At 44.9% G+C, this 20,972-nt stretch carries 20 protein-coding genes and 7 tRNA genes; 12 read left to right on the forward strand and 15 right to left on the reverse strand.

Annotated elements, in window-relative coordinates:
* Window positions 1-28: 28 nt before the first annotated feature.
* Together RCO84_RS06645 and dapA are read right to left on the reverse strand one after the other, a co-directional pair.
* Window positions 29-916 (reverse strand): AraC family transcriptional regulator, encoded by an 888-nt coding sequence (locus RCO84_RS06645; RefSeq protein WP_144155099.1) that lies wholly within the window; start codon window positions 914-916, stop codon window positions 29-31.
* A gap of 31 nt (window positions 917-947) precedes the next feature.
* Window positions 948-1,835 (reverse strand): 4-hydroxy-tetrahydrodipicolinate synthase, encoded by an 888-nt coding sequence (gene dapA, locus RCO84_RS06650; protein WP_317584426.1) that lies wholly within the window; start codon window positions 1,833-1,835, stop codon window positions 948-950.
* A gap of 224 nt (window positions 1,836-2,059) precedes the next feature.
* On the opposite strand from dapA, the gene truA reads away from it, so the two are divergent.
* Window positions 2,060-2,803 carry a tRNA pseudouridine(38-40) synthase TruA gene (truA, locus tag RCO84_RS06655; protein ID WP_317584428.1) on the forward strand — a complete coding sequence of 248 codons (744 nt, stop codon included), beginning with the start codon at window positions 2,060-2,062 and terminating at the stop codon, window positions 2,801-2,803.
* A gap of 81 nt (window positions 2,804-2,884) precedes the next feature.
* Entirely contained in the window at window positions 2,885-3,802 is a 918-nt protein-coding gene (locus tag RCO84_RS06660) for a DMT family transporter (RefSeq protein WP_317584431.1), read from the forward strand.
* 54 nt (window positions 3,803-3,856) lie between these two features.
* On the opposite strand, the gene RCO84_RS06665 is transcribed toward RCO84_RS06660, so the two are convergent.
* From RCO84_RS06665 to RCO84_RS06715, 11 genes are all read right to left on the reverse strand, one after another.
* Window positions 3,857-5,884 carry a M13 family metallopeptidase gene (locus tag RCO84_RS06665; RefSeq protein ID WP_317584433.1) on the reverse strand — a complete coding sequence of 676 codons (2,028 nt, stop codon included), beginning with the start codon at window positions 5,882-5,884 and terminating at the stop codon, window positions 3,857-3,859.
* Complete coding sequence (locus RCO84_RS06670; protein ID WP_317584435.1) at window positions 5,884-7,320, reverse strand: sodium:solute symporter; 1,437 nt, start codon at window positions 7,318-7,320, stop codon at window positions 5,884-5,886. Before RCO84_RS06670 ends, RCO84_RS06665 begins: the two co-directional genes overlap by 1 nt.
* A 58-nt stretch (window positions 7,321-7,378) precedes the next feature.
* Window positions 7,379-7,452 (reverse strand) — tRNA-Asp (locus tag RCO84_RS06675).
* Between the two features lie 41 nt (window positions 7,453-7,493).
* A tRNA-Asp gene (locus RCO84_RS06680) sits at window positions 7,494-7,567 on the reverse strand.
* A gap of 35 nt (window positions 7,568-7,602) precedes the next feature.
* Window positions 7,603-7,676, reverse strand: a tRNA-Asp gene (locus RCO84_RS06685).
* 99 nt (window positions 7,677-7,775) lie between these two features.
* Window positions 7,776-8,285 carry a GNAT family N-acetyltransferase gene (locus tag RCO84_RS06690; RefSeq protein WP_117726905.1) on the reverse strand — a complete coding sequence of 170 codons (510 nt, stop codon included), beginning with the start codon at window positions 8,283-8,285 and terminating at the stop codon, window positions 7,776-7,778.
* A 58-nt stretch (window positions 8,286-8,343) separates the two neighbouring features.
* A complete protein-coding gene (locus tag RCO84_RS06695; protein WP_118139539.1) occupies window positions 8,344-9,456 on the reverse strand; it encodes a glycosyltransferase family 2 protein in 1,113 nt (370 codons plus the stop codon).
* Window positions 9,457-9,486: 30 nt separating this feature from the next.
* Complete coding sequence (locus RCO84_RS06700) at window positions 9,487-9,921, reverse strand: hypothetical protein (protein ID WP_144155377.1); 435 nt, start codon at window positions 9,919-9,921, stop codon at window positions 9,487-9,489.
* A gap of 14 nt (window positions 9,922-9,935) precedes the next feature.
* Window positions 9,936-10,547, reverse strand: coding sequence for a recombination mediator RecR (gene recR / locus RCO84_RS06705; RefSeq protein WP_006846762.1), 612 nt, complete (start codon window positions 10,545-10,547; stop codon window positions 9,936-9,938).
* 9 nt (window positions 10,548-10,556) lie between these two features.
* Window positions 10,557-11,048 carry an outer membrane beta-barrel protein gene (locus tag RCO84_RS06710; protein WP_117586879.1) on the reverse strand — a complete coding sequence of 164 codons (492 nt, stop codon included), beginning with the start codon at window positions 11,046-11,048 and terminating at the stop codon, window positions 10,557-10,559.
* Window positions 11,049-11,086: 38 nt separating this feature from the next.
* A complete protein-coding gene (locus RCO84_RS06715) occupies window positions 11,087-12,619 on the reverse strand; it encodes a carbon starvation CstA family protein (RefSeq protein ID WP_118078939.1) in 1,533 nt (510 codons plus the stop codon).
* 135 nt (window positions 12,620-12,754) lie between these two features.
* Here RCO84_RS06715 and RCO84_RS06720 point away from each other — a divergent pair, with 135 nt between their 5' ends.
* The 5 genes from RCO84_RS06720 to RCO84_RS06740 all read left to right on the forward strand — a co-directional run bounded on the left by RCO84_RS06720 (window position 12,755) and on the right by RCO84_RS06740 (window position 14,906).
* Window positions 12,755-14,455, forward strand: coding sequence for a glycoside hydrolase family 10 protein (locus tag RCO84_RS06720; protein WP_317584436.1), 1,701 nt, complete (start codon window positions 12,755-12,757; stop codon window positions 14,453-14,455).
* A gap of 93 nt (window positions 14,456-14,548) precedes the next feature.
* Window positions 14,549-14,621, forward strand: a tRNA-Lys gene (locus RCO84_RS06725).
* Window positions 14,622-14,636: 15 nt separating this feature from the next.
* A tRNA-Arg gene (locus tag RCO84_RS06730) sits at window positions 14,637-14,710 on the forward strand.
* A gap of 36 nt (window positions 14,711-14,746) precedes the next feature.
* Window positions 14,747-14,823, forward strand: a tRNA-Arg gene (locus RCO84_RS06735).
* Window positions 14,824-14,833: 10 nt separating this feature from the next.
* A tRNA-Lys gene (locus RCO84_RS06740) sits at window positions 14,834-14,906 on the forward strand.
* 210 nt (window positions 14,907-15,116) lie between these two features.
* Here the strand turns inward: RCO84_RS06740 and RCO84_RS06745 are convergent.
* On the reverse strand, window positions 15,117-15,266 hold the full coding sequence (locus RCO84_RS06745) for a sulfate transporter (protein ID WP_117726909.1): 150 nt from the start codon (window positions 15,264-15,266) through the stop codon (window positions 15,117-15,119).
* A 47-nt stretch (window positions 15,267-15,313) separates the two neighbouring features.
* A complete protein-coding gene (locus RCO84_RS06750; RefSeq protein ID WP_317585504.1) occupies window positions 15,314-16,174 on the reverse strand; it encodes an RluA family pseudouridine synthase in 861 nt (286 codons plus the stop codon).
* Between the two features lie 1,013 nt (window positions 16,175-17,187).
* On the opposite strand from RCO84_RS06750, the gene RCO84_RS06755 reads away from it, so the two are divergent.
* The 5 genes from RCO84_RS06755 (at window position 17,188) to RCO84_RS06775 (ending at window position 20,884) form a co-directional block, all read left to right on the forward strand.
* On the forward strand, window positions 17,188-17,391 hold the full coding sequence (locus RCO84_RS06755; RefSeq protein ID WP_317584437.1) for a hypothetical protein: 204 nt from the start codon (window positions 17,188-17,190) through the stop codon (window positions 17,389-17,391).
* Between the two features lie 106 nt (window positions 17,392-17,497).
* Window positions 17,498-18,013 carry a hypothetical protein gene (locus tag RCO84_RS06760; RefSeq protein WP_317584439.1) on the forward strand — a complete coding sequence of 172 codons (516 nt, stop codon included), beginning with the start codon at window positions 17,498-17,500 and terminating at the stop codon, window positions 18,011-18,013.
* Window positions 18,010-18,381 (forward strand): hypothetical protein, encoded by a 372-nt coding sequence (locus RCO84_RS06765; RefSeq protein ID WP_317584440.1) that lies wholly within the window; start codon window positions 18,010-18,012, stop codon window positions 18,379-18,381. The genes RCO84_RS06760 and RCO84_RS06765 overlap by 4 nt, the downstream gene beginning before the upstream one ends.
* Window positions 18,382-18,483: 102 nt before the next feature.
* On the forward strand, window positions 18,484-19,188 hold the full coding sequence (locus RCO84_RS06770) for a hypothetical protein (RefSeq protein WP_317584441.1): 705 nt from the start codon (window positions 18,484-18,486) through the stop codon (window positions 19,186-19,188).
* Between the two features lie 79 nt (window positions 19,189-19,267).
* A complete protein-coding gene (locus tag RCO84_RS06775) occupies window positions 19,268-20,884 on the forward strand; it encodes an ABC-F family ATP-binding cassette domain-containing protein (protein WP_317584443.1) in 1,617 nt (538 codons plus the stop codon).
* Window positions 20,885-20,972 lie beyond the last annotated feature (88 nt).

The raw sequence follows: 20,972 nt of genomic DNA on the forward strand, positions 1-20,972 counted from the left end.
TTTCACTTAAACGATTACGTTGGCTGTATTATACAATGATTCTTGTCTTATGATAGCTTTCACGGAACTCGCTTGGCGAGCATCCTTTCTTTTTCTTGAAGATGCGGTTGAAGTTGCTGAGATTGTTGAATCCGCAATCAAAGCCTATCTCGCTGATACTCTTGGCGGTATCTACCAGCATGCGGGCAGCATACCCCAGACGCAGGTCGATGATATACTCAGAGATATTTCTGCCGGTATGAAGCTTGAAGAAACGGCTGAACGCACTGCTGCTCATGCCTGCCAGCGAGGCAAGCTCCGGCAGACGGAGTTCATCCATATAGTTCTTGGAGATGAAATTCTTCACCTTCAGAATGCGCCGGCTATCGTCTTCTACCGTTACCTTGGCATAACTGCTTGAAGCCAGGGTGCGGGCATTTTCGCAGCGTGACAGTTCGTAGAGAATGGTCAGGAACTGCTGTACGGCATAGAAACCGTCTTTTACGGAACTTAAAGTATCGAGCATTCCGTATACCTTCATGATTGCCTGCATCGGGAATGAGAGTCCCTTCTTCGCTTCCTGCATCATACGGGTAATACTGGCGTAGGGATTTCTTCCGAAGAGCGTTTCATCACTCATGGAGAAATCAAACTGGACGGTAATCTCACGGATGTCATCGCTGTGGCATTCGTTCTGCTCCCATACATGCTCCAGATCGGGCGATGTGATGAGACAGAGATCATAGTCGCCTATCACCTCCTGCGAATCTCCAACGATTCTTCTTACTCCCTTTGCATTCTCAACAAAGTTCAACTCGTACACCGAATGGTTATGGATAGGATAAGTAAACTCCTTCTTGTGTCGGTCTGCAATATAGAGCACATCCTTACCCATCAGCGGTGTTATCTCGTGTATGATTCTTCTATCATCTACCATGGTACTAAATGATTAACAACTAATCACTATTTTAGATATTCAAAGTCTTCAGAATATCGCTCATCTTCTGCTTGGTTGCAATACGGGTAGGAACCAGAGGCAGACGGAGCTCATTCTCGATGAAGCCCATATCATTGAGGAGCGCCTTTACGCCGGCAGGGTTACCGTCAACGAAGAGCAGACTGTAGAGCTCGGTAAAAGAATGATGAATCTTACGCGCTGGTTCATATTCGCCACGGAACTCGAGACGGATCATACGGCTGAAAGCCTTAGGCAGGGCATTGCCGATAACAGAGATAACGCCGGCAGCACCACTGACAATCATTGAGAAGGTAAGCGCATCATCGCCGCTGATAACATCAAAATTATCAGGCTTGTTCTTGATAATCTCATCTACCTGCTCCAGGCTGCCACTAGCCTCCTTCACGGCTACCACATTAGGGAAGTCGCGGGCGATACGGCAGGTTGTTTCAGGCTTCATGTTGATACCGGTTCTGCCAGGAACATTGTAGAGCACGATAGGCAGCGGACTAACCTGGGCGATGGCCTTGAAGTGCTGATAGAGACCTTCCTGAGAAGGTTTGTTGTAGTAAGGACAGATACTGAGGATGCCATCGATGCCACTCCAGTCGGTGTTCTTGATTTCTTCAACGACAGCAGCAGTATTATTACCGCCACAATATTTCAATATCTTGATGCGACCCTTGTTCACGTCTTTCACCAATTCTGTGATTTTATCTTTCTCTTCCTGTGTAAGACATGGAGCCTCACCAGTTGTGGCAAGGATGCAAAGGAAGTCTGCACCATTGTCAATTTGAAACTCTACCAATCGCTTGAGCGACTGATAATCAACCGAGCCATCGGTGTTGAAAGGAGTAATAAGGGCAACACCTAAACCCTTGAATATGTTCTGTGCCATAATCTATAATATCAAAAACGTTGGCAAAAGTACATAATTATTGTCAATTTGCAAAATAAAAATGAACTTTTCTTTCAAGATTGTACCATTTTTGAAAAAAATCTGTATTATTATACCATATTTCACGTTTTTTTAGTAACTTTGCACCCGAATTAAGCAAAGAACGTAGAACAAATCAAAGCTCAAAGTTCATAGCAAAAAAACAAAAAAGTTCAAAGATCATCATGAGATATTTCATATTCTTCGGTTACGACGGCACCAACTACCACGGCTGGCAGATTCAGCCCAATGCCAATTCGGTGCAGCAGGAGTTGCAGCGCGCCCTCTCCATACTTATGAGAAAGGAAATGGAGGTGGTGGGAGCAGGAAGGACCGATACCGGCGTACATGCCCGACACATGGCAGCCCACTTCGATACCGACAGGATTCCGATGGAACCCGACCAGCTGGTATACCGCCTGAACCGCATCCTGCCCCGCGACATCGCCGTATACGAATTAAGGGAGGTAGCCCCGGAGCTGCATGCCCGCTTCTCTGCCATCTCGCGCACATACCATTATTATATACATACGCAGAAAGATCCGTTTGAGCGCCATTATTCACTACAGATGAACTATCCACTGAATTTCGAGAAGATGAACGAGGCGGCTCAGCATTTTCTGCATCACGAAGACTATGCGGCGTTCTGCAAGGCGGGTGGCGACAACAAGACCACCATCTGCCATGTAACAGCCGCCCGATGGATACAGACCTCTCCTACCACCTGGTATTTTGAGATTACCGCCAACCGTTTCCTGAGAAACATGGTGAGAGCCGTAGTGGGAACACTCATCGATGTAGGCAGAGAAAAGATATCGATGGAACAGTTTCTCGATATCCTGCACAACGGAAGCCGCAGCGATGCAGGCGAAAGCATGCCGGGTAACGCATTGTTCCTGGAAGAGGTAGGGTATGATTTCAAAGATTAAATGATTAGAAACACAAGGGCGCGAGCCTCATTCAACATTCAACATTCAACATTTAACATTCAACATTTAACATTCATAAAAATGTGGTTAGTATTAGCATTTCTCTCAGCAGCGCTGCTGGGATTTTATGATGCCTTCAAGAAGAAGGCGCTTTCAGGTAACGCAGTGATTCCCGTGCTCTTTCTGAACACGCTCTTCTCATCGCTCATCTTCCTGCCGTTCATCGTGATGAGCTATACAGGAAATTCGCTGGATGGAACGATGTTTCATGTAGCAGAAGGCGGATGGGAAGTTCACAAGTACATCGTGCTCAAGAGTTTCATCGTATTGAGCAGCTGGATCTTCGGCTATTTCGGCATGAAACACCTGCCGCTCACCATCGTGGGACCTATCAACGCCACCCGACCGGTAATGACACTCGTGGGTGCCCTGCTGGTTTATGGCGAGGTACTGAATCCGTATCAGTGGATTGGTGTCATACTTGCCATCATCTCCTTTGCCATGCTTTCGCGCAGCGGCAAGAAAGAGGGTATCGACTTCAAGCACAACAAATGGATTTACTTCATCGTGCTGGCTGCCGTTCTCGGTGCAATAAGCGGTCTCTACGACAAGTATCTGATGGCTCCACCAGAGAATGGTGGTGTAGGATTAGACAGAATGATTGTGCAGAGCTGGTACAACATCTACCAGTGTTTTCTCATGGGAGCCATGCTGCTGATGATATGGTGGCCTACCAAGAAGAATTCTACCCCATTCCACTGGCACTGGAGTATCATCTTCATCAGTATCTTCCTTTCGGCAGCCGACTTCGTTTATTTCTACGCTCTGAGTCTGCCTGGCGCCATGATCAGTATCGTGAGCATGATTCGCCGCGGTTCGGTTATCGTCAGCTTCCTCTTCGGTGCAGCCATCTTCCATGAGAAGAATCTCAAGGCGAAGTTCGTAGATCTGCTCCTCGTCTTACTCGGAATGCTCTTCCTCTATTTCGGAACAAAATAATCGTCATAAAAAAAGTCTTGCAAGCCAATGTGCCTGCAAGACTTTTTTATTTTTTTACCAGATATGTGCACGCTTGTTCTTAGGAACAAAGAGCTTGTCGCCCTTCTTGATGTCGAATGCCTTATACCATGAATCCACCATTGGGAGGGCACCGTTTACACGAGCCTCGTTTGGAGAGTGAACATCCACGGTCATCAGATACTGCAGGTACTCAGGACGGGCATTGCCTGCCCATACACGTGCCCATGCCAGGAAGAAGCGCTGTTCTGGAGTAAATCCATCCTTCACACCCAACTTCTCTGTCTTCATCACATTCTGAAGTGCACGGAAAGCGATGTTCAAACCACCATTGTCACCGATGTTCTCACCCAGGGTCATCTGGCCGTTTACCTTCTTGCCAGCCAACTCAATCTTGTTGAAATGGTCAACCAGGATCTTGGTGCGAGACTCGAAGTTCTTCTTGTCAGCAACAGTCCACCAGTTGTGCTGGTTACCGGTCTTGTCAAACTGGCTGCCCTGATCGTCAAAGCCATGACTCATCTCATGACCGATTACACCACCGATACCACCATAGTTCATCGCATCATCGGCTGTTGGGTCGAAGAATGGAGGCTGGAGAATAGCTGCAGGGAAGCAGATCTCGTTGGTAGTTGGGTTATAATAAGCATTGATAGTCTGAGGAGTCATTCCCCACTCAGTCTTATCTACCGGCTTGTTCACCTTGCGGGCGATTTCATCCTTTGTAAAGAACTCAGAGATATTTGCCATATTCTCGTAGAGAGAAAGGCTGTCATCTACCTGCAATCCGCTATAGTCCTTCCACTTGTCAGGATAGCCGATCTTGATGATGAAGTTCTCCAACTTATCCTTAGCCTGTGCCTTGGTAGCAGCACTCATCCATGTAGCCTCGTCGATGCGCTGTGAAAGCGCAGTCTGGAGATTGTGAACCAGGTCGAGCATACGCTTCTTGCTACTCTCCGGGAAGTACTTCTCTACGTAAATCTTTCCGATAGCCTCGCCCAACACTCCGCTCACGGTACTTACGGCACGCTTCCAGCGAGGACGGTCCTGCTGAACACCGCTCATTACCTTGCTCAACTCAAAGGATACGGCACGGAAATCATCGCTCAATACGCTGGTTGCACCAGAAATCACCTTGATCTCTGCGTATGTCTTCAGATCATCCAGAGAGGTCTCTGCGAGAATCTTCTCAACCTCGTGGATTGGTTCAGGCTGACCCACGCAAATTTCCTTGAAAGCAGGGAAACCGGATGCCAGGAACACATTGCCCCAGTCGATGCCAGGATAATCGAGCACGAGCTGGTTGTAGGTCATCTTGTGATAGTTCTTGTCGATGTCGCGGAGCTGTACCTGGCTATAGCTTGCCTTAGCAATGCGGGTCTCGATAGCCATCACAGCCTCCATCTTCTTCTGGGCGGTAGCCTCGTCGTTGCCTACCATCTGGAAGAGCTTCTTCATATAAGCCTTGTATGCATCACGAATCTTCTTGGTCTGCTCGTCATCGTTTACATAGTAATCGCGTACACCAAGACCAAGACCACTCTGGTCTACCTCAACGAGGTTGTTGGCGGCATCACGAAGGTCGGCGCCCACACCGATGCCATACATCATGGTACTCTCGCCACGGAAATCGAGCTGAGCGGTAACGAGCTGATACTCTCTGCGGTCCTTGATGGCTGCAATGCGGTCGAGAGTTGGCTTGATAGGTGCCCATCCCTCCTTGTTCAGGCGAACACTGTCCATACGGAGGTTGTAGAGCGAACCGATCTTCTGTCCGAGTGACCCCTTCTGCTGTGGCTTGGAAGCATATTCAAGGATGATGTCCTGGATGCGCTTCTGGTTCTGCTCAAAGAGGTCGGTGAAAGCACCATTGTCGGTATGCTCGGCATCGAGTGGATGATTCTTCATCCAGTTGCCTGCGGCATAGCGATAGAAATCATTACCCGGCTTGATGGTCAAGTCCATGTTGGTCTTGTCAATACCGGAGCCCAACTTCTCCTGCTGGGCAAAAGCAGTTGTTGCACTGAGCAACAATGCTGCGAATAATACTTTTGTTCTCATTATTGTTTGTATTTAACTGTTTCTTTTTTTATAAGGGCGAGACCTGCAAATGTCAGAGCGCCATTCAGCATCAGAAGCTCATAACCGAACTTATAGCCCACATACTGCGAGGTAAGGGTATCGATGGCGAAGCAGATGAGCGGACTGGCGATGCAGACCCATGGCGACCAGCGGTCGTTTACCTGACGCTTGGTGAGCAGACTGAAGGTAAACAAACCCAACAGCGGACCGTAAGTATAAGAGCAGAGGATGTAGATGGCATCTATCACGCTCGTAGAATTAATCGCCTTGAAAGCAATGATGAAGAGCATGAAGACGAAAGCCACCAGCAGATGCATACGCTTGCGGAGCTTCATATCCTCTTTCCTGCCCAATATATCCACACAGAGACTCGTAGTAATGGCGGTCAAAGCAGAATCGGCACTCGAAAAGCTCGCCGCCACGATACCGATGGTGAACAGTACCACTACCAGGTTTCCCATCGCCCCCGAAGCCGCAAACATCGGCAACAGATCATCAGGAGCATCAGGCAAAGCCACTCCCTGTTTCTGAGCCAGCATCACCAGCAACACACCCAGACTCAGGAAAAGCAGATTGGCAGGCACAAAGGCAAAACCATAGCTGCAAACATCCTTCTGGGCCTCACGGAGCGACTTGCAGGTAAGATTCTTCTGCATCATGTCCTGATCAAGACCGGTCATCACAATCACTACAAAGACACCGCTGAGGAACTGTTTCCAGAAATTCTGTTTCGACATCCAGTCATCAAAGACAAAAATACGGGAATGACTGTCGTTAGCAATCGCAGTGATCGCTTCAGAAGGAGTCATGCCCAACGCCGACATCACCTGACAGATAATGAGGATGAGCGCAGCAAACATACAGAGCGTCTGAAAGGTATCCGTCCACACCAGCGTCTTGATGCCACCCTTGCGCGTATAAAGCCAGATAAGCAGTACCATGACAGGAACCGTAACCCAGAACGGAACACCAATCCCATCGAGCACGAAACGCTGCAAGAGGATACAGACGACAAAGAAACGGACCGCCGCACCCGTCATCTTGGACAAGAGGAAGAACGAAGCTCCAGTCTTATACGAACGTTCCCCCAACCGCTGCTGCAGATAACCGTAAATCGTAGTGAGATTATAGCGGTAATAGATAGGAAGCAAAAGAAAGGCAACCAGGAAATAACCCAGGATGAAACCGATGCACATCTGAAGGTAGGTCATATCCGTTCTCATCACCATGCCCGGCACACTGACGAAAGTGATGCCCGAAATAGACGCACCCACCATACCGAAAGCAACCATATACCAAGGCGAACGGCGGTTGGCACGATAGAAAGTTTCATTACTTGCCATTTTACGGGCAGTAAGATGACTGAAGAGCAGAAGCACACAGAAGTATGCCAGAACTGTGATAACGATAGCCATATTCTTTTAAATTTATATAAAAACAAAAAACCTCCGAGATCACTCTCGAAGGTTTCTGCGGTGCGTACGAGACTCGAACTCGTGACCTCCTGCGTGACAGGCAGGCATTCTAACCAACTGAACTAACGCACCATTATTATTATGGAGGAGTCGAAATGTTAAAATGAAATTAGCGGTGCGTACGAGACTCGAACTCGTGACCTCCTGCGTGACAGGCAGGCATTCTAACCAACTGAACTAACGCACCAAACTATTTTGGCAAACCAGCAAGATGATTTTGAGCGGTGCGTACGAGACTCGAACTCGTGACCTCCTGCGTGACAGGCAGGCATTCTAACCAACTGAACTAACGCACCAATCATGAAATCAAATTGAATGGCTTAGCGCTCATTTTTCATTTGCGAGTGCAAAGGTACTACTTTTTTTTGGTTCTACCAAATTTTTATGCAACTTTTTTACAGAAAATATTGAAAAAACATCGCATCCTCATATCCAACTGGGCCACAAAGCCATTGTTTCAGGACATTATTCCCCTCAAATCCAACAGATTGCAGCATTTTAGCCGCTTTTTGGTTTCTGATACCTACAATAGCATAAATCTGCTGAAGATGAAGTATATTCCGAGCATATTGCAACAAGCGTGACACAGAAGCCTTCGCGTAACCCTGCCCCTGAAACTCCTTTTTGATGACAATTCCGAGTTCGGCACGGTGATGACGGGGATCAAAATCTGTAAGATCCAGGATGCCCACCTGCTCATTCTGCTCATTCTCTACTATCAGGCGCACCTGATTGTCTACATAAATATCTGCCGAAGCACTGGTTATATAGTCGAGCAGCACCCGGCGCGAATATGGAACATTGGAAACACCCAGTTCCCAAAGCCGATCATCATTCTCTATATGGTAGAGAAAATCTAGATCTTCCAACTCTAAAGCACGTAATCGAATATTCGGTTCTTTCATAAACTACACTTAATAATAATGTACGCGCGTACCTTATAATATAGAAATAAATCTATCCTTATAAATAACCAAATTCATCCTTATCCATCACCTCCCTATCCGTAATCACCTTACCGATGTCCTTCGTATAGGTAGCCAGTTTGATATTCTCGTCAGATCGCTGCGCAAGCTGATGCAGCATCTCTTCATAGCTCATCTCGTCAGCATCAAACAATACCTGGTTTGACAGGTCGACATGAGAAGGAGAAAAGAATCCCAGACTCTTTCTGATTCTCGCAGTCATCATCTGCGTAAAGGCTACAGAGGCACGGGCATAGATGGCAAATTTGATAGGAATACTCAAAAGATGCGACATACCCGAATAATGTTTACGGAAGAAGATAAGCATCGCCTCGTAAAACACATGAACATAGCGGAAGCTCGACTTCTGAGTACTTTCACCTTTGTAATGCAGGATATCTACAGGCAGATAATAGTTCTGATAACCACCCTTCAAGATACGGTAAGAAAGATCAATATCCTCGCCATACATGAAGAAATCCTCATCCAGTAACCCCACCTTCAGCAAGGCTTCACGACGAATCATACAGAAAGCACCGCTCACAACCTCTATCTTTGCCGGCTTATCCCATGGAAGATAACCCATGTAATAATGACCGAAACTGCGATGCTGAGGAAACCGGCTGCACAACCCCATCATCTTATAGAAAGCCACCATCGGAGAAGGCAATCCTCTCCTACTCTCAGGAGCTGGTTTGCCATTGGCTCCCAACATCCTTACACCCAGAGCACCGGCATCAGGATGAGAACGCATAAAACTGACAGCATCCTTGAGAACATGCTCGCCGATAATGGTATCCGGATTCAGCAAAAGAACCAGATCACTCTCGCTCTTGCGGATAGCAAGATTGTTGGCACGGGCAAATCCGTTATTATGCGTACAGGCTACAACATGGAGATTAGGATATCGGGAAGCCGGGAAACACTGTTCGAGATATTCCACCGTTCCATCCTGAGAATGATTATCAACCACGATAATCTCTGCCGTATCGCCACTTGCATCACCCTGCTGCCCACACTCCAACACGCCGATAGCTTTCTCTACCGAACGCAGACACTGGGCAAGATAGTACTTCACATTATAGCTTACTATGATAACACTAAGTTTCATATCGAATAGCAAATATTAGATACTGAGAGTTTAACCTTCCGCCTCTGTTGTTTCGTCCTCACATCTTCCGACAGAAGGATAAACAAAGAAGAGACAGAGAAAAAGGATGATAGCCATATATCCAAAAGCAGGCGCCATCGTCTGATAATACATAAACGTATTAATCAGCATTGGCAAACAGAGCATATTCAGACGGGCTGTGCCCAGAGGAAGAAGTGCATCTCCCTTACGGGTTACCAACTGACGGTGAATAGCCTTGAAACTGAAGAGTTTGAGCGCCAAAGGAATAACGGCAATGGTAAGAAACTCCATCGCTACGGTAATCACATAGACCAACGTGACATCCCCTGCCAGATTAGTAGGTTCCAGAATTTCTGTCTCATAGAGCAAGACCAGCAGGAATCCTACCAACAGGACAAAGAGGAAATTGGTCATCAATATTCGTTGTACTTGTTTGATTTTCATTTTGTTGTCTTTTATTATTGTCCAAATGGAGTTCTGTTCAGAATACTCCGTCCGAGGGTAACCTCATCTGTATACTCCAATTCATCACCCACCGAGATACCACGGGCGATAACAGAGAGTTTAACAGGATAATCAGCAAGTTTACGGGAAATATAGAAGTTGGTAGTATCACCCTCCATCGTACTACTGAGAGCAAAAATCACCTCCTTCACCCCACCTTCAGCCACACGCTGAACCAGCGATTCTATCTCTATATCCGAAGGACCGATACCATCCATCGGCGAAATGATGCCGCCCAAGACATGATAGAGTCCGTGAAACTGCTGCGTGTTTTCTATCGCCAGTACATCCTGCACATTCTCGACAACACAGATGGTAGAAGCATCGCGCCGGGAATCAGAACAGATCGGACAGACATCAGTATCGCTGATATTATGACAAACTCTGCAGTATTTCACTTCACGCCGCATCCTGGAAATGGTATCAGCAAAGAGTTCCACATCCTCACTCTTACGCTTGAGCATAAAAAGTACAAGGCGCAAAGCTGTTTTGCGCCCTATACCTGGCAATTTAGAAAACTCCGCCACTGCCTTTTCCAACAAAGTCGAAGAAAACTGTTGTTGCATCTTAGCAGTTTAGAGATAAATACCAATACCCAGTTTCAAACCTACGGTAGAATAATCTACATGCTTCTTGAAACTCTGATCGTAGTAGATAGCTGGCTCGAGGGTAACCGACTTGCCGAGGAAGAAAGCATAACCTACCTCTACCCCTGGCATGAAATCATTATAACCTCCGGAATGAGCCAACTTTACGCCGCCACCCAGATACAGACCATTCTGCTCGATATAATAACGTGCCTGGGCACCGACAGAGAAATAATCCTTCACGCCTTCAAGACCAGAATGATTATATTCTACCTGCCCCAACAGCATCCAATCGTCTTCTACGAAGTATCCAGCCTTAGCCTGAATACCGAGATTGAGGTCCTGAGAGCCATTATAACTCAAGTTTAAGCCCGTCATCGACGCACCTATATACTGTTTTCCACTTTCAAACTGAGCATGGGCAGCTGTCGAAACGACAAGTGCCAATGCTGCAATAGCTAATTTTTTCATTCGCATCATATAAATTTACGTATATTGATTAATACTTATATATAAATCTATTGTTTCTTCTGATAACTGCGATACCAACCCAGGAACCATACCAAGGCTATCACCAGAATGATGACACTGCCCGTATAAGCCAGGCTCTCACCCAAAGCCAAAGCTGTTGGCGAAATGAGCAGGAAGGTTGAACATATCACGGTCATAAACAAGGCAGGAACCAGCGTCATCACAAAAGGCTTCTTCTGCTGTACCAGATAAACCGTCAATGTCCAGAGAGTGAACACAGAAAGCGTCTGGTTAGCCCAGCCGAAATACTGCCAGATGATATTGAAACCATCAGGATTCTCCATCTGCCAAACCAGAATGCCCACCGTAAGAGCAAACAACGGAACGCAGATATAAAGACGCTTGCGCATAGAGCGCTGCTCCAAACCGATAAACTCGGCGATAATCAGACGGGCACTTCTCAAAGCCGTATCGCCACTGGTAATAGGCGCTGCAACAACACCCAACAGAGCCAGGATTCCACCAGCCACACCCAACCAGCTGGAACATACTATCTTCACAACGGTAGGCGCATCGAAGTTCTGGATAAGCGACTTGCCGCCATCAAACTGAGCTATAAACTGCTGAGCCGCCTCAGGACTTACGCATTCACGCCATCCACCATAGTAGAAGAAATACATGGAAACCGTAGCCCATATCAAGGCAACGACACCTTCTGTAATCATGGCTCCATAGAAAATAGGGCGACCCATCTTCTCATTCTTCATGCATCGGGCCATGAGCGGACTCTGCGTAGCATGGAAACCACTGATGGCGCCACAGGCTATCGTGATAAAGAGGCAAGGGAAAATCGGACTCTTCTGTACAAAAGACTCCGTTCCCAACCAAGCCGGATTCTCATTGAGATTGCAACTCTGCAAATTGCTCCAAAGTTCAGGCAATGAAGGCCACTTCACAAAGAGACCTATCATCAGAGCACCCGCCATAAAGAGAAGCGAGAAGGCAAAGAGCGGATAAACCTTACCGATAATCTTATCGATAGGCAGTAATGTAGCAATGACGTAATAAACGAAAATCACCACAATCCAAAACATCTGGCTGCCCCAGAATGCATCCGTATTACAAATGCCACTCATAATGATAGCCGGACTGTATACAAACACAGCTCCCACCATCATCAGCAAAAGTACCGAAAAGACCAACATCACTTTCTTGGTGCGTCCACCCAAATACTTACCTACCAATTCCGGCAAACCAGCTCCACCGTTACGGATACTGAGCATACCGCTCATGTAATCATGCATGGCTCCTGCGAAGATACACCCGAAGATAATCCACAGATAAGCCACCGGTCCGTACCAGGCACCCATAATGGCACCGAAGATAGGACCCGTTCCTGCAATGTTGAGGAACTGAATCATGAAGATTTTCCAACTAGGCAGTACCATAAAGTCGACCCCATCGGCTTTGGTCACTGCAGGCGTAGGGCGGTCATCAGGACCGAACACATGCGCCACAAACTTTCCATAAAGAAGGTAACCCAATACAAGGGCGACCAAACTAATAACGAAACTGACCATTTTGCTTTTATTGCTTAAAATTTTCTCTCTTTTCGGTGCAAAATGCACTTTATTTTAATATTTCAACCGCAAAAGTAATATTTTTATTTGAAATAAAAAAAAATATTGGTATCTTTGTTGCCAAATTGTAAGATTATGAAGAGATTTAAGATATTTTTTATCGTTTTATGCTCTGTTTTGGCCGCAAAAGCCCAGAGTATCGTGTTTAATAACCAGGTGCCGAAACATGAAGTAAGAGCTGTATGGCTGACAACCATAGGAGGTATCGACTGGCCACACTCTTATGCCCAGTCTTCTTATTCTGCCGAAAAGCAGAAAAAGGAACTGGCGGATATACTGGACCGGTTACAGCAGGCTAAAATCAATACCGTACTGATACAGACCCGCGTAAGAGGTACCATGATTTATCCGTCGGCATACGAACCTTGGGATGGATGTCTGTCAGGATTTCCGGGCAGAAGTCCGGGCTATGATGCCCTGCAGTTTGCCATCGACGAATGCCATAAGCGCGGTATGGAACTGCATGCCTGGGTGGTAACCATCCCTGTAGGAAAATGGAACGCACTCGGCTGCAAAACCCTCAGACAGAAGATGCCGAAACTCATCAAGAAGATTGGAGCAGACGGATACATGGATCCGGAAAACAGCCGGACAGGTGATTATCTGGCAAACATCTGCAGGGAAATTACACATAAATATAATGTAGACGGTATTCACCTCGACTACATCCGTTACCCTGAAACCTGGAACATCAAAGTGAGCCGGGAACAGGGACGCCGGTATATCACCAACATCGTAAGAAAGATTCACGATGCAGTGAAGGCTGAAAAACCTTGGGTAAAAATGAGCTGCTCACCTGTAGGAAAGTATGATGACCTGAGCAGATACCGGAGCTTTGGCTGGAATGCATACACGAAGGTCTGCCAGGATGCACAGGGCTGGCTCAAGAGCGGTCTGATGGACGAGCTCTTCCCTATGATGTATTTCAAGAACGAACACTTCTATCCGTTTGCCATCGACTGGCAGGAACAGAGCCATGGCAAGATTGTGGTTCCAGGACTGGGCATCTACTTTCTCGATCCGAAAGAAGGAAAGTGGAACATCAATGACGTGACGGCAGAAATGTATCACATCCGAAACCTCGGAATGGGATATGCATTCTTCAGAAACAAGTTCCTCCTGGACAACAAACAGGGTATCCTCGACTTTACCCAACGTTTCAATCCATACCCTTCATTGGTTCCGCCGATGACTTGGGCAAGCAAGAACCAACCGGAACAGCCACAGCAATTATCGGTAATCACCACCGACAACAAGTTATCAGTTTCCTGGAGCAATCCTTCAAACTATACGGATAGCACTAAAATCGCAACCCCTTATATATATAATAATGTATACGCGAGCAAGAAATATCCGGTTGACATCACCGATGCACGCAACCTGGTTGCCGCACGAATCATAGGAAATTCGTTCAAAATAGAAAATCCTGATGCAAAACGTCTGTTTGTTGCCGTAACTTCAATGGACGGATATGGCATCGAAAGCCAGCCAACCCAAGAAAAAGAGGAAGAGATTCAACTTTTTGCCCAAAGCACAGGAGCTGCGAAATTACTCGAATGTGACGGAAAGAAGGTATATCTAGCAGAAACCACCAAAAATCTCGTTTTTGACGTTCTGATGGTCGAAACCCTGCAAGGATGCGATATTCTGTACCTCCATACAAAAGATAACACACTAGATGTTAGAAACTTAAAGGAGGGTATCTACCGCGTGGTAAGCATCAACAAGAAGGGGTATAGACATACATTAGGAACCTTCAAGATGAAGAAAAATTGATTTTTTTCGAAAAAAGTTGCGAAAAAATTTGGTGGAATCAAAAAATAGTAGTACCTTTGCACTCGCAATTCAGAAATGAGGCTTTTAAATGTTGCACCCTTAGCTCAGTTGGTAGAGCAACTGACTCTTAATCAGTGGGTCTAGGGTTCGAATCCCTAAGGGTGTACAAAAGATAAGAATTGGCTCCGTAGCTCAACTGAATAGAGCACTTGACTACGGATCAAGAGGTTCAAGGTTTGAATCCTTGCGGAGTCACTCTCCTATCAAAGCTTCACTGAAACAAATGGTTTTGGCTCCGTAGCTCAACTGAATAGAGCACTTGACTACGGATCAAGAGGTTCAAGGTTTGAATCCTTGCGGAGTCACCAACAAATAGTTGCACCCTTAGCTCAGTTGGTAGAGCAACTGACTCTTAATCAGTGGGTCTAGGGTTCGAATCCCTAAGGGTGTACAAAAAGAGCATTTCTTAACAGAAATGCTCTTTTTTGTTTTATATTTCTCCCTACCATTTAACACCACCTTTAAATATCACTTTATATCTCTTTAAATATCACAATAAAAAAGTTGCAGCCATCCAAAGTTTACACCCAGACAACCGCAACCAATTTACCAATCAAAAATATCTAAAATCTTATCCCGCCATCATTACACAACTCTACTATCAACAGAAGAGCCAGTAAAGAACTGCCAGCACGGCTATCATAACAACAGCTACCATTGCTTTAATCATGCAGGTAGCCACCTTCTTTAAGACAAACAGTCCTACAACAAGGACTACCAATGCCAGCGCATAATATCCAAAATCATTCATATCACATTATTATATATATAAACTACCAATCAGTATTCATCACCCTATTAACGATCATTCTTTAATGCCCTGCGGAATTCAGCCGGTATCGGAGTTTCAAATTCCATAGGCTGATGCGTTACGGGATGATAGAAACACAGCACATAGGCATGCAGGCACAAGCGCTGGCATGGATCATCACCATTACCATACTTGATGTCACCACACACCGGATGCCCCATATCAGCTGTATGAACACGAATCTGATTCTTACGGCCCGTTTCGAGTTTGAACTCCACCAGAGAATGAGCGGTGGTACGCTCTAATGTATGGAAATGGGTAACAGCATACTTGCCGCCATTATCCGTATCACTACTGTAAGTAATATAAGCCTTGTTATCTTTCAGCCAATTAGCAACGGTACCTTCATCATCTTCCATCTCTCCGGAAACCAGAGCCACATATCTGCGGTCGTACACATTATGATGCCAATCATCCTCCAAAGCCAGTTCCGTCTGCTTATCCTTGGCATAAATCATCAAGCCCGATGTATCACGGTCAAGTCGGTGTACTACATGCGCCTGGCAGTTCTGGCGAGTCTTATGAAAATAATCATCAAGTACCGTTTTCACATTCAGAGTAGAATGACCGGCAGCCATACTCAATATACCGATGTTTTTCTCGACAACAATCAGATATCTGTCTTCATAAACAATCTTAAGGTATCTGCTTTTAAATACCTCCTGATTCTTCTTTGTCTTGCTCACACTCACCTTCATACCTGGTTTCAGGGCATAATCAAACTGGGTAATGGTTTTGCCATTTACCTTGATTCCCCTACCCTGCAGAGTCTGCTTCACCTTAGTCTTGCTAGGTCCCTTCACATTCTCCATCAGCCATTCCAGCAACGGAGCAGGTTTTTCTACCATGTAATGCTCATATTCATTTGGGTTTCCGTAGCCATAAGCATTATTGGTATGCTTATTAAAATTTCCTTTTCTATTTTGTTGTCTCATATTGTTACCGATATCATTTTCTTAACATGAAAAACACAGAATCAATGCTGCATTTTCTCCGTTTCAGCCTACAAAAGTAAGACTTTTCTGCAAAATAACAAAAAGCCACCATGTTTTTAACTAAAAATTAGTAACTTTTGCCAATAAATCATTGTGTTTCAAATATTTTTTTGTAATTTTGCAGCTGAATTACAGAAATTGCAATGACGCAAAGAGAAGATAAAGAAAGAAACAAAACTGCCCGAGAATGTCTCGGAAAGTTTTTCTACGACCTTGCCAAGACATGTTTCTTGGTCATGGTTGCAGGTAATGCCGTCACGATATATTCTGATGGCGATTTAAAAATCTTCAATATTACCAGTATAATTATTGGTTTATTCCTTACTTGGCTTTTTGCATATATTGCTAATAAGGTATTAATAAAAAAATAAAATTATGGGAGAAGGTTTAACAATTATATTTTCCATTATATTGGTACCTGCACTGGGGTTTGCTATTTGGCTTCGTACTCCGCAGGGTGAGCGTTTCTTGAAAAGTCTAGACTAACAACTCGATTTTTCAAAGTTATTCTCTTGGAGTTAATTATAGCTGGCTGAAGTTTGGGAACGGAAGCATGAATGAAAACATGGTAGTTCATCTTAGTGACGAAGCGCATCGAAAGTTGGAAGAATCCATAAAAGAGGTACTTAAACACGGTTTACCAATGACTCAGCTCATAAACTCCGGAAACGTAGAAGACAATAGCCAGAACAGAACTGCAGGAACAGAACGGGCAAAGGAGCGCGAAGAGCTTTCGTTAAAAAAGAGAAGAACGCCCTGCTCGTCAAATCATCAACGGTTCAGAACAAAGATAGTGAGATTCATCTTCTTAAGAAGATTTTTGCGGTCTACGGGGAATATAAGTATAATATTTAAACATTACGATTATGGAAGGTTTTATTTATATAATAGTGTTCGTGTGCGCAATATTGAACATCATATTGTTCTTCAAGGTATGGAGAATGACAAACGACGTTCATGCGCTAAGGGAAAAATACGCACCCGAAAACAAAGAAAAAGAAAAGTTTGATGGTGTACCTACGACTTGGGAGGAAGTTGACGAAAACGACCCACGTTACAGAACAACGTAGGTACATTCGCGAGCAATATGCAAGCGACAATAAACAAGAATTTATGAATAATTGATAATAAAGGACTTATAAAATTAAGATGATTACGACAATAAATGTTGATATTATGAAGAGAATATTAATCATATTAACAGCAGCATTATTCTCCAGTGCTTCTTATTCGCAAGTAGTAATGGGAAGAGACATATATACAACCAGCAAGAAATACGCAGCTTTCCTTGCGACAAGGGGATACAAACCTTACGAAACGGTTTCTGGAGTAAAAAAGTTCAAGGTAAAATTTGCGGGTTTTACTAACGTAAGAGAAGAAGTGCATTACGACACTAGCAACGACTCTATCACGCAAGTAAAGTTCATTTTCGAAAATAGGACTCAAAGCGAACTGGAGGACGCATACTTCACACTTCTCAAGCAATACAAACAGAAGTACCCTGAAGGGGAAAACGGGGACATGAAATGGGAAGGAATTGATATGTATATGTGGCACTACAACCCATCCAAAGGCTCGAAGAGGTCTATATATCTAAGCATAGACAACATCAAGCATGAGATGCAGGTGCAATACTTCTCAAACTACGAAGAGAAAGAAAACAAGAAAATAGAAATTAGTAGTGATATATGAAAACAGCTAAAGAAATCCTTGACGGGAAAATCTACAATAGATTCGATCTAGCAAGAGCTTGCGAAGATGTAGCGCGCTTTTTCGAAGAATCGGAAGCGAGTTCCAAGTTAATAATCAGCGGGAAACAATTTGATGACATAAGACCAGACGCAGACTTCTACGGATACTTTATGTACCAAGGTGACGAGGCCGTAAACAAACTTGTAAACTCTAGAATAGCAATAGAAAAGATGGGGTATATCGGCTTAGGCTTTGCCTTAATAGAAACAGAAAGCTCTTGCGTCAGAAAACTTGTTGATGAGCTTAGAAAGAACAAATTCTACGCAGAAAGATTTTGCGCAGGGATTTACGTTGTGACAATAATATAAATTTTGCAAGCAATACGCAAGCAAACGGAAATTAAGATTAATAAAATATTGAATTCAGACAGTTATAACGTATATATGATTACAGTAACATATATAAGGATTATGAAGAAGGCATTACTAGCAGCAATGGTACTTCTTGCAGGAGTATCATTCACGTCATGCAGCAGTAGCGATGATGACGGAACAACTCCAGGAGCAGAGCAGCCTAACTACAAGATCCACGACAATAATATTGTCGGAGTATGGAGAGGCGGCAACTACTACTTCGTTTCATTCTCGTCTGACAAGCACAACGCTTCTCTTATCTCAAACAAGTTTCTTGATGAAGGAGATTACAGCATCAAAGGGGACACGATTACCGTAAGCAACAAGTACTTCGGCAACGAAACGAAATATGTAGTGAACAGCTTAAGCTCAAACAAGCTTTCTATGACCATTACATATAACGACAGATGGGAAGGAAAGAAAACGGAAACAATGAGCTTCACTAAATCAGAAGACACTCCATGCACAAAGACTAATGATTTGGTCGGCAAGTCATACTATGCTCAGTATTCAGTTAGTCACGGAAGTCAGCACTGGAACAAGACATTCCTGACATACAACACAATATCATGCACTAGAAGCGATGCAGCCAGCTCTACTCCATCCACATTCTACTATGTATATATGAAGCCAATGCTTTACTTCTATGTAATAAGGAGCAATGGATTCTACTACGATACCGTAAGATGCGGTAAAGTTGAGTTCAACTCAAACAACCAAATTGATGGCATGGGTTCGCTTTACGGCGACAAGCTATACTAAACGCATTTGTCAGCAATATGCAAGCAACAGAAAACAAGAATTTATAAATAATTGATAATAAGGGACTTATAAAATTAAGATGATTACAGTACAAAATCTTGCGATCCAATTCGGAAAGAGAGTGCTTTACAAGGATGTAAACCTCAAGTTCACTCATGGTAATATTTATGGTATCATCGGTGCTAACGGTGCCGGAAAATCTACTTTTCTCCGCGCTATCAGCGGCGACCTTGAACCAAACAAGGGTACAGTAGAAATGGGACCAGGCGAGCGACTTTCTGTCTTGGAACAGGACCACTTCAAATATGACGATTTCCGCGTGATGGATACCGTTCTGATGGGCCATCAGCCATTATGGGAAAACATGAAGGAGCGCGAGCGCCTCTATGCTAAGCCAGAGATGACAGAAGAAGATGGTAACCTCGCTGCTGAGCTGGAGCTCAAGTTTGCAGAAATGAATGGTTGGGAGGCAGAAAGTAATGCCGCACAACTTCTGCAGAACCTCGGTGTAAAGGAAGAACGCCACGACAAACTCGTTGGAGAACTCTCTAATACAGAGAAGGTGCGCGTGATGCTGGCAAAGGCACTCTTCGGCAACCCAGACAACCTCCTTCTCGATGAGCCTACCAACGACCTCGACCTCGACACAGTTGAGTGGTTGGAAGACTATCTCAGCAACATTGAACAGACCGTACTCGTAGTATCTCACGACCGTCACTTCCTCGATGCTGTAAGTACCCAGACCGTAGATATCGACTTCGGTAAGATTACGATGTTTGCAGGTAACTACTCTTTCTGGTACGAGAGTTCTCAGTTGGCTCTCCGCCAGGCTCAGAACCAGAAGATGAAGGCTGAAGAGAAGAAGAAGCAGTTGGAAGAATTCATCCGCCGATTCTCAGCTAACGTTGCCAAGAGTAAGCAGACTACATCCCGCAAGAAGATGCTGGAGAAACTGAACGTTGAAGAAATCCGTCCATCAAGCCGTAAATACCCAGGCATCATCTTCCAGATGGACCGTGAGCCAGGTAACCAGATTCTGGAGGTAGAGGGACTGAAAGCATGCGACGAAGACGGAACAGTGCTCTTCGACCATGTAAACTTCAACATAGAAAAGGGCGAGAAGGTAGTATTCCTCTCTCACAACCCTAAGGCGATGACAGCACTCTTCGAAATCATCAACGGCAACCGAAAGGCTGACGCAGGTGACTACAAGTGGGGTGTTACTATCACAACAGCTTATCTCCCACTCGATAATACAGAATTCTTCCAGAGCGACAAGAACCTGGTAGACTGGTTGAGCCAGTATGGTCCAGGTAACGAAGTTGCCATGAAGGGCTACCTCGGAAGAATGCTCTTCAGCGGCGAAGAAGTACTGAAGAAGGTAAATGTCCTCTCCGGAGGTGAAAAAATGAGATGTATGATTGCACGCATGCAGTTGCAGAACGCCAACTGCCTGATTCTTGATACACCAACCAACCACTTGGACCTGGAGAGTATTCAGGCATTCAACAACAACCTGGTAGGTTTCAAGGGCAATATCCTCTTCTCTAGCCACGACCACGAATTCATCAACACCGTGGCAAACCGTATCATCGAGCTCACTCCATCAGGCACCATCGACAAGCTCATGTCTTATGATGAGTATATCTACGATGAAGCTATCAAGGAGCAGAAGGCTAAGATGTACGGATTCTAAACAGAAAGTTATTCTGCTGTTTTAAACAGCAACCACAAATTATCTTATAATTTAATAGTGCCAATTCGATGAGAATCGGGTTGGCACA

The organism is Segatella copri, from assembly GCF_949820605.1.
Taxonomy (GTDB): domain Bacteria; phylum Bacteroidota; class Bacteroidia; order Bacteroidales; family Bacteroidaceae; genus Prevotella.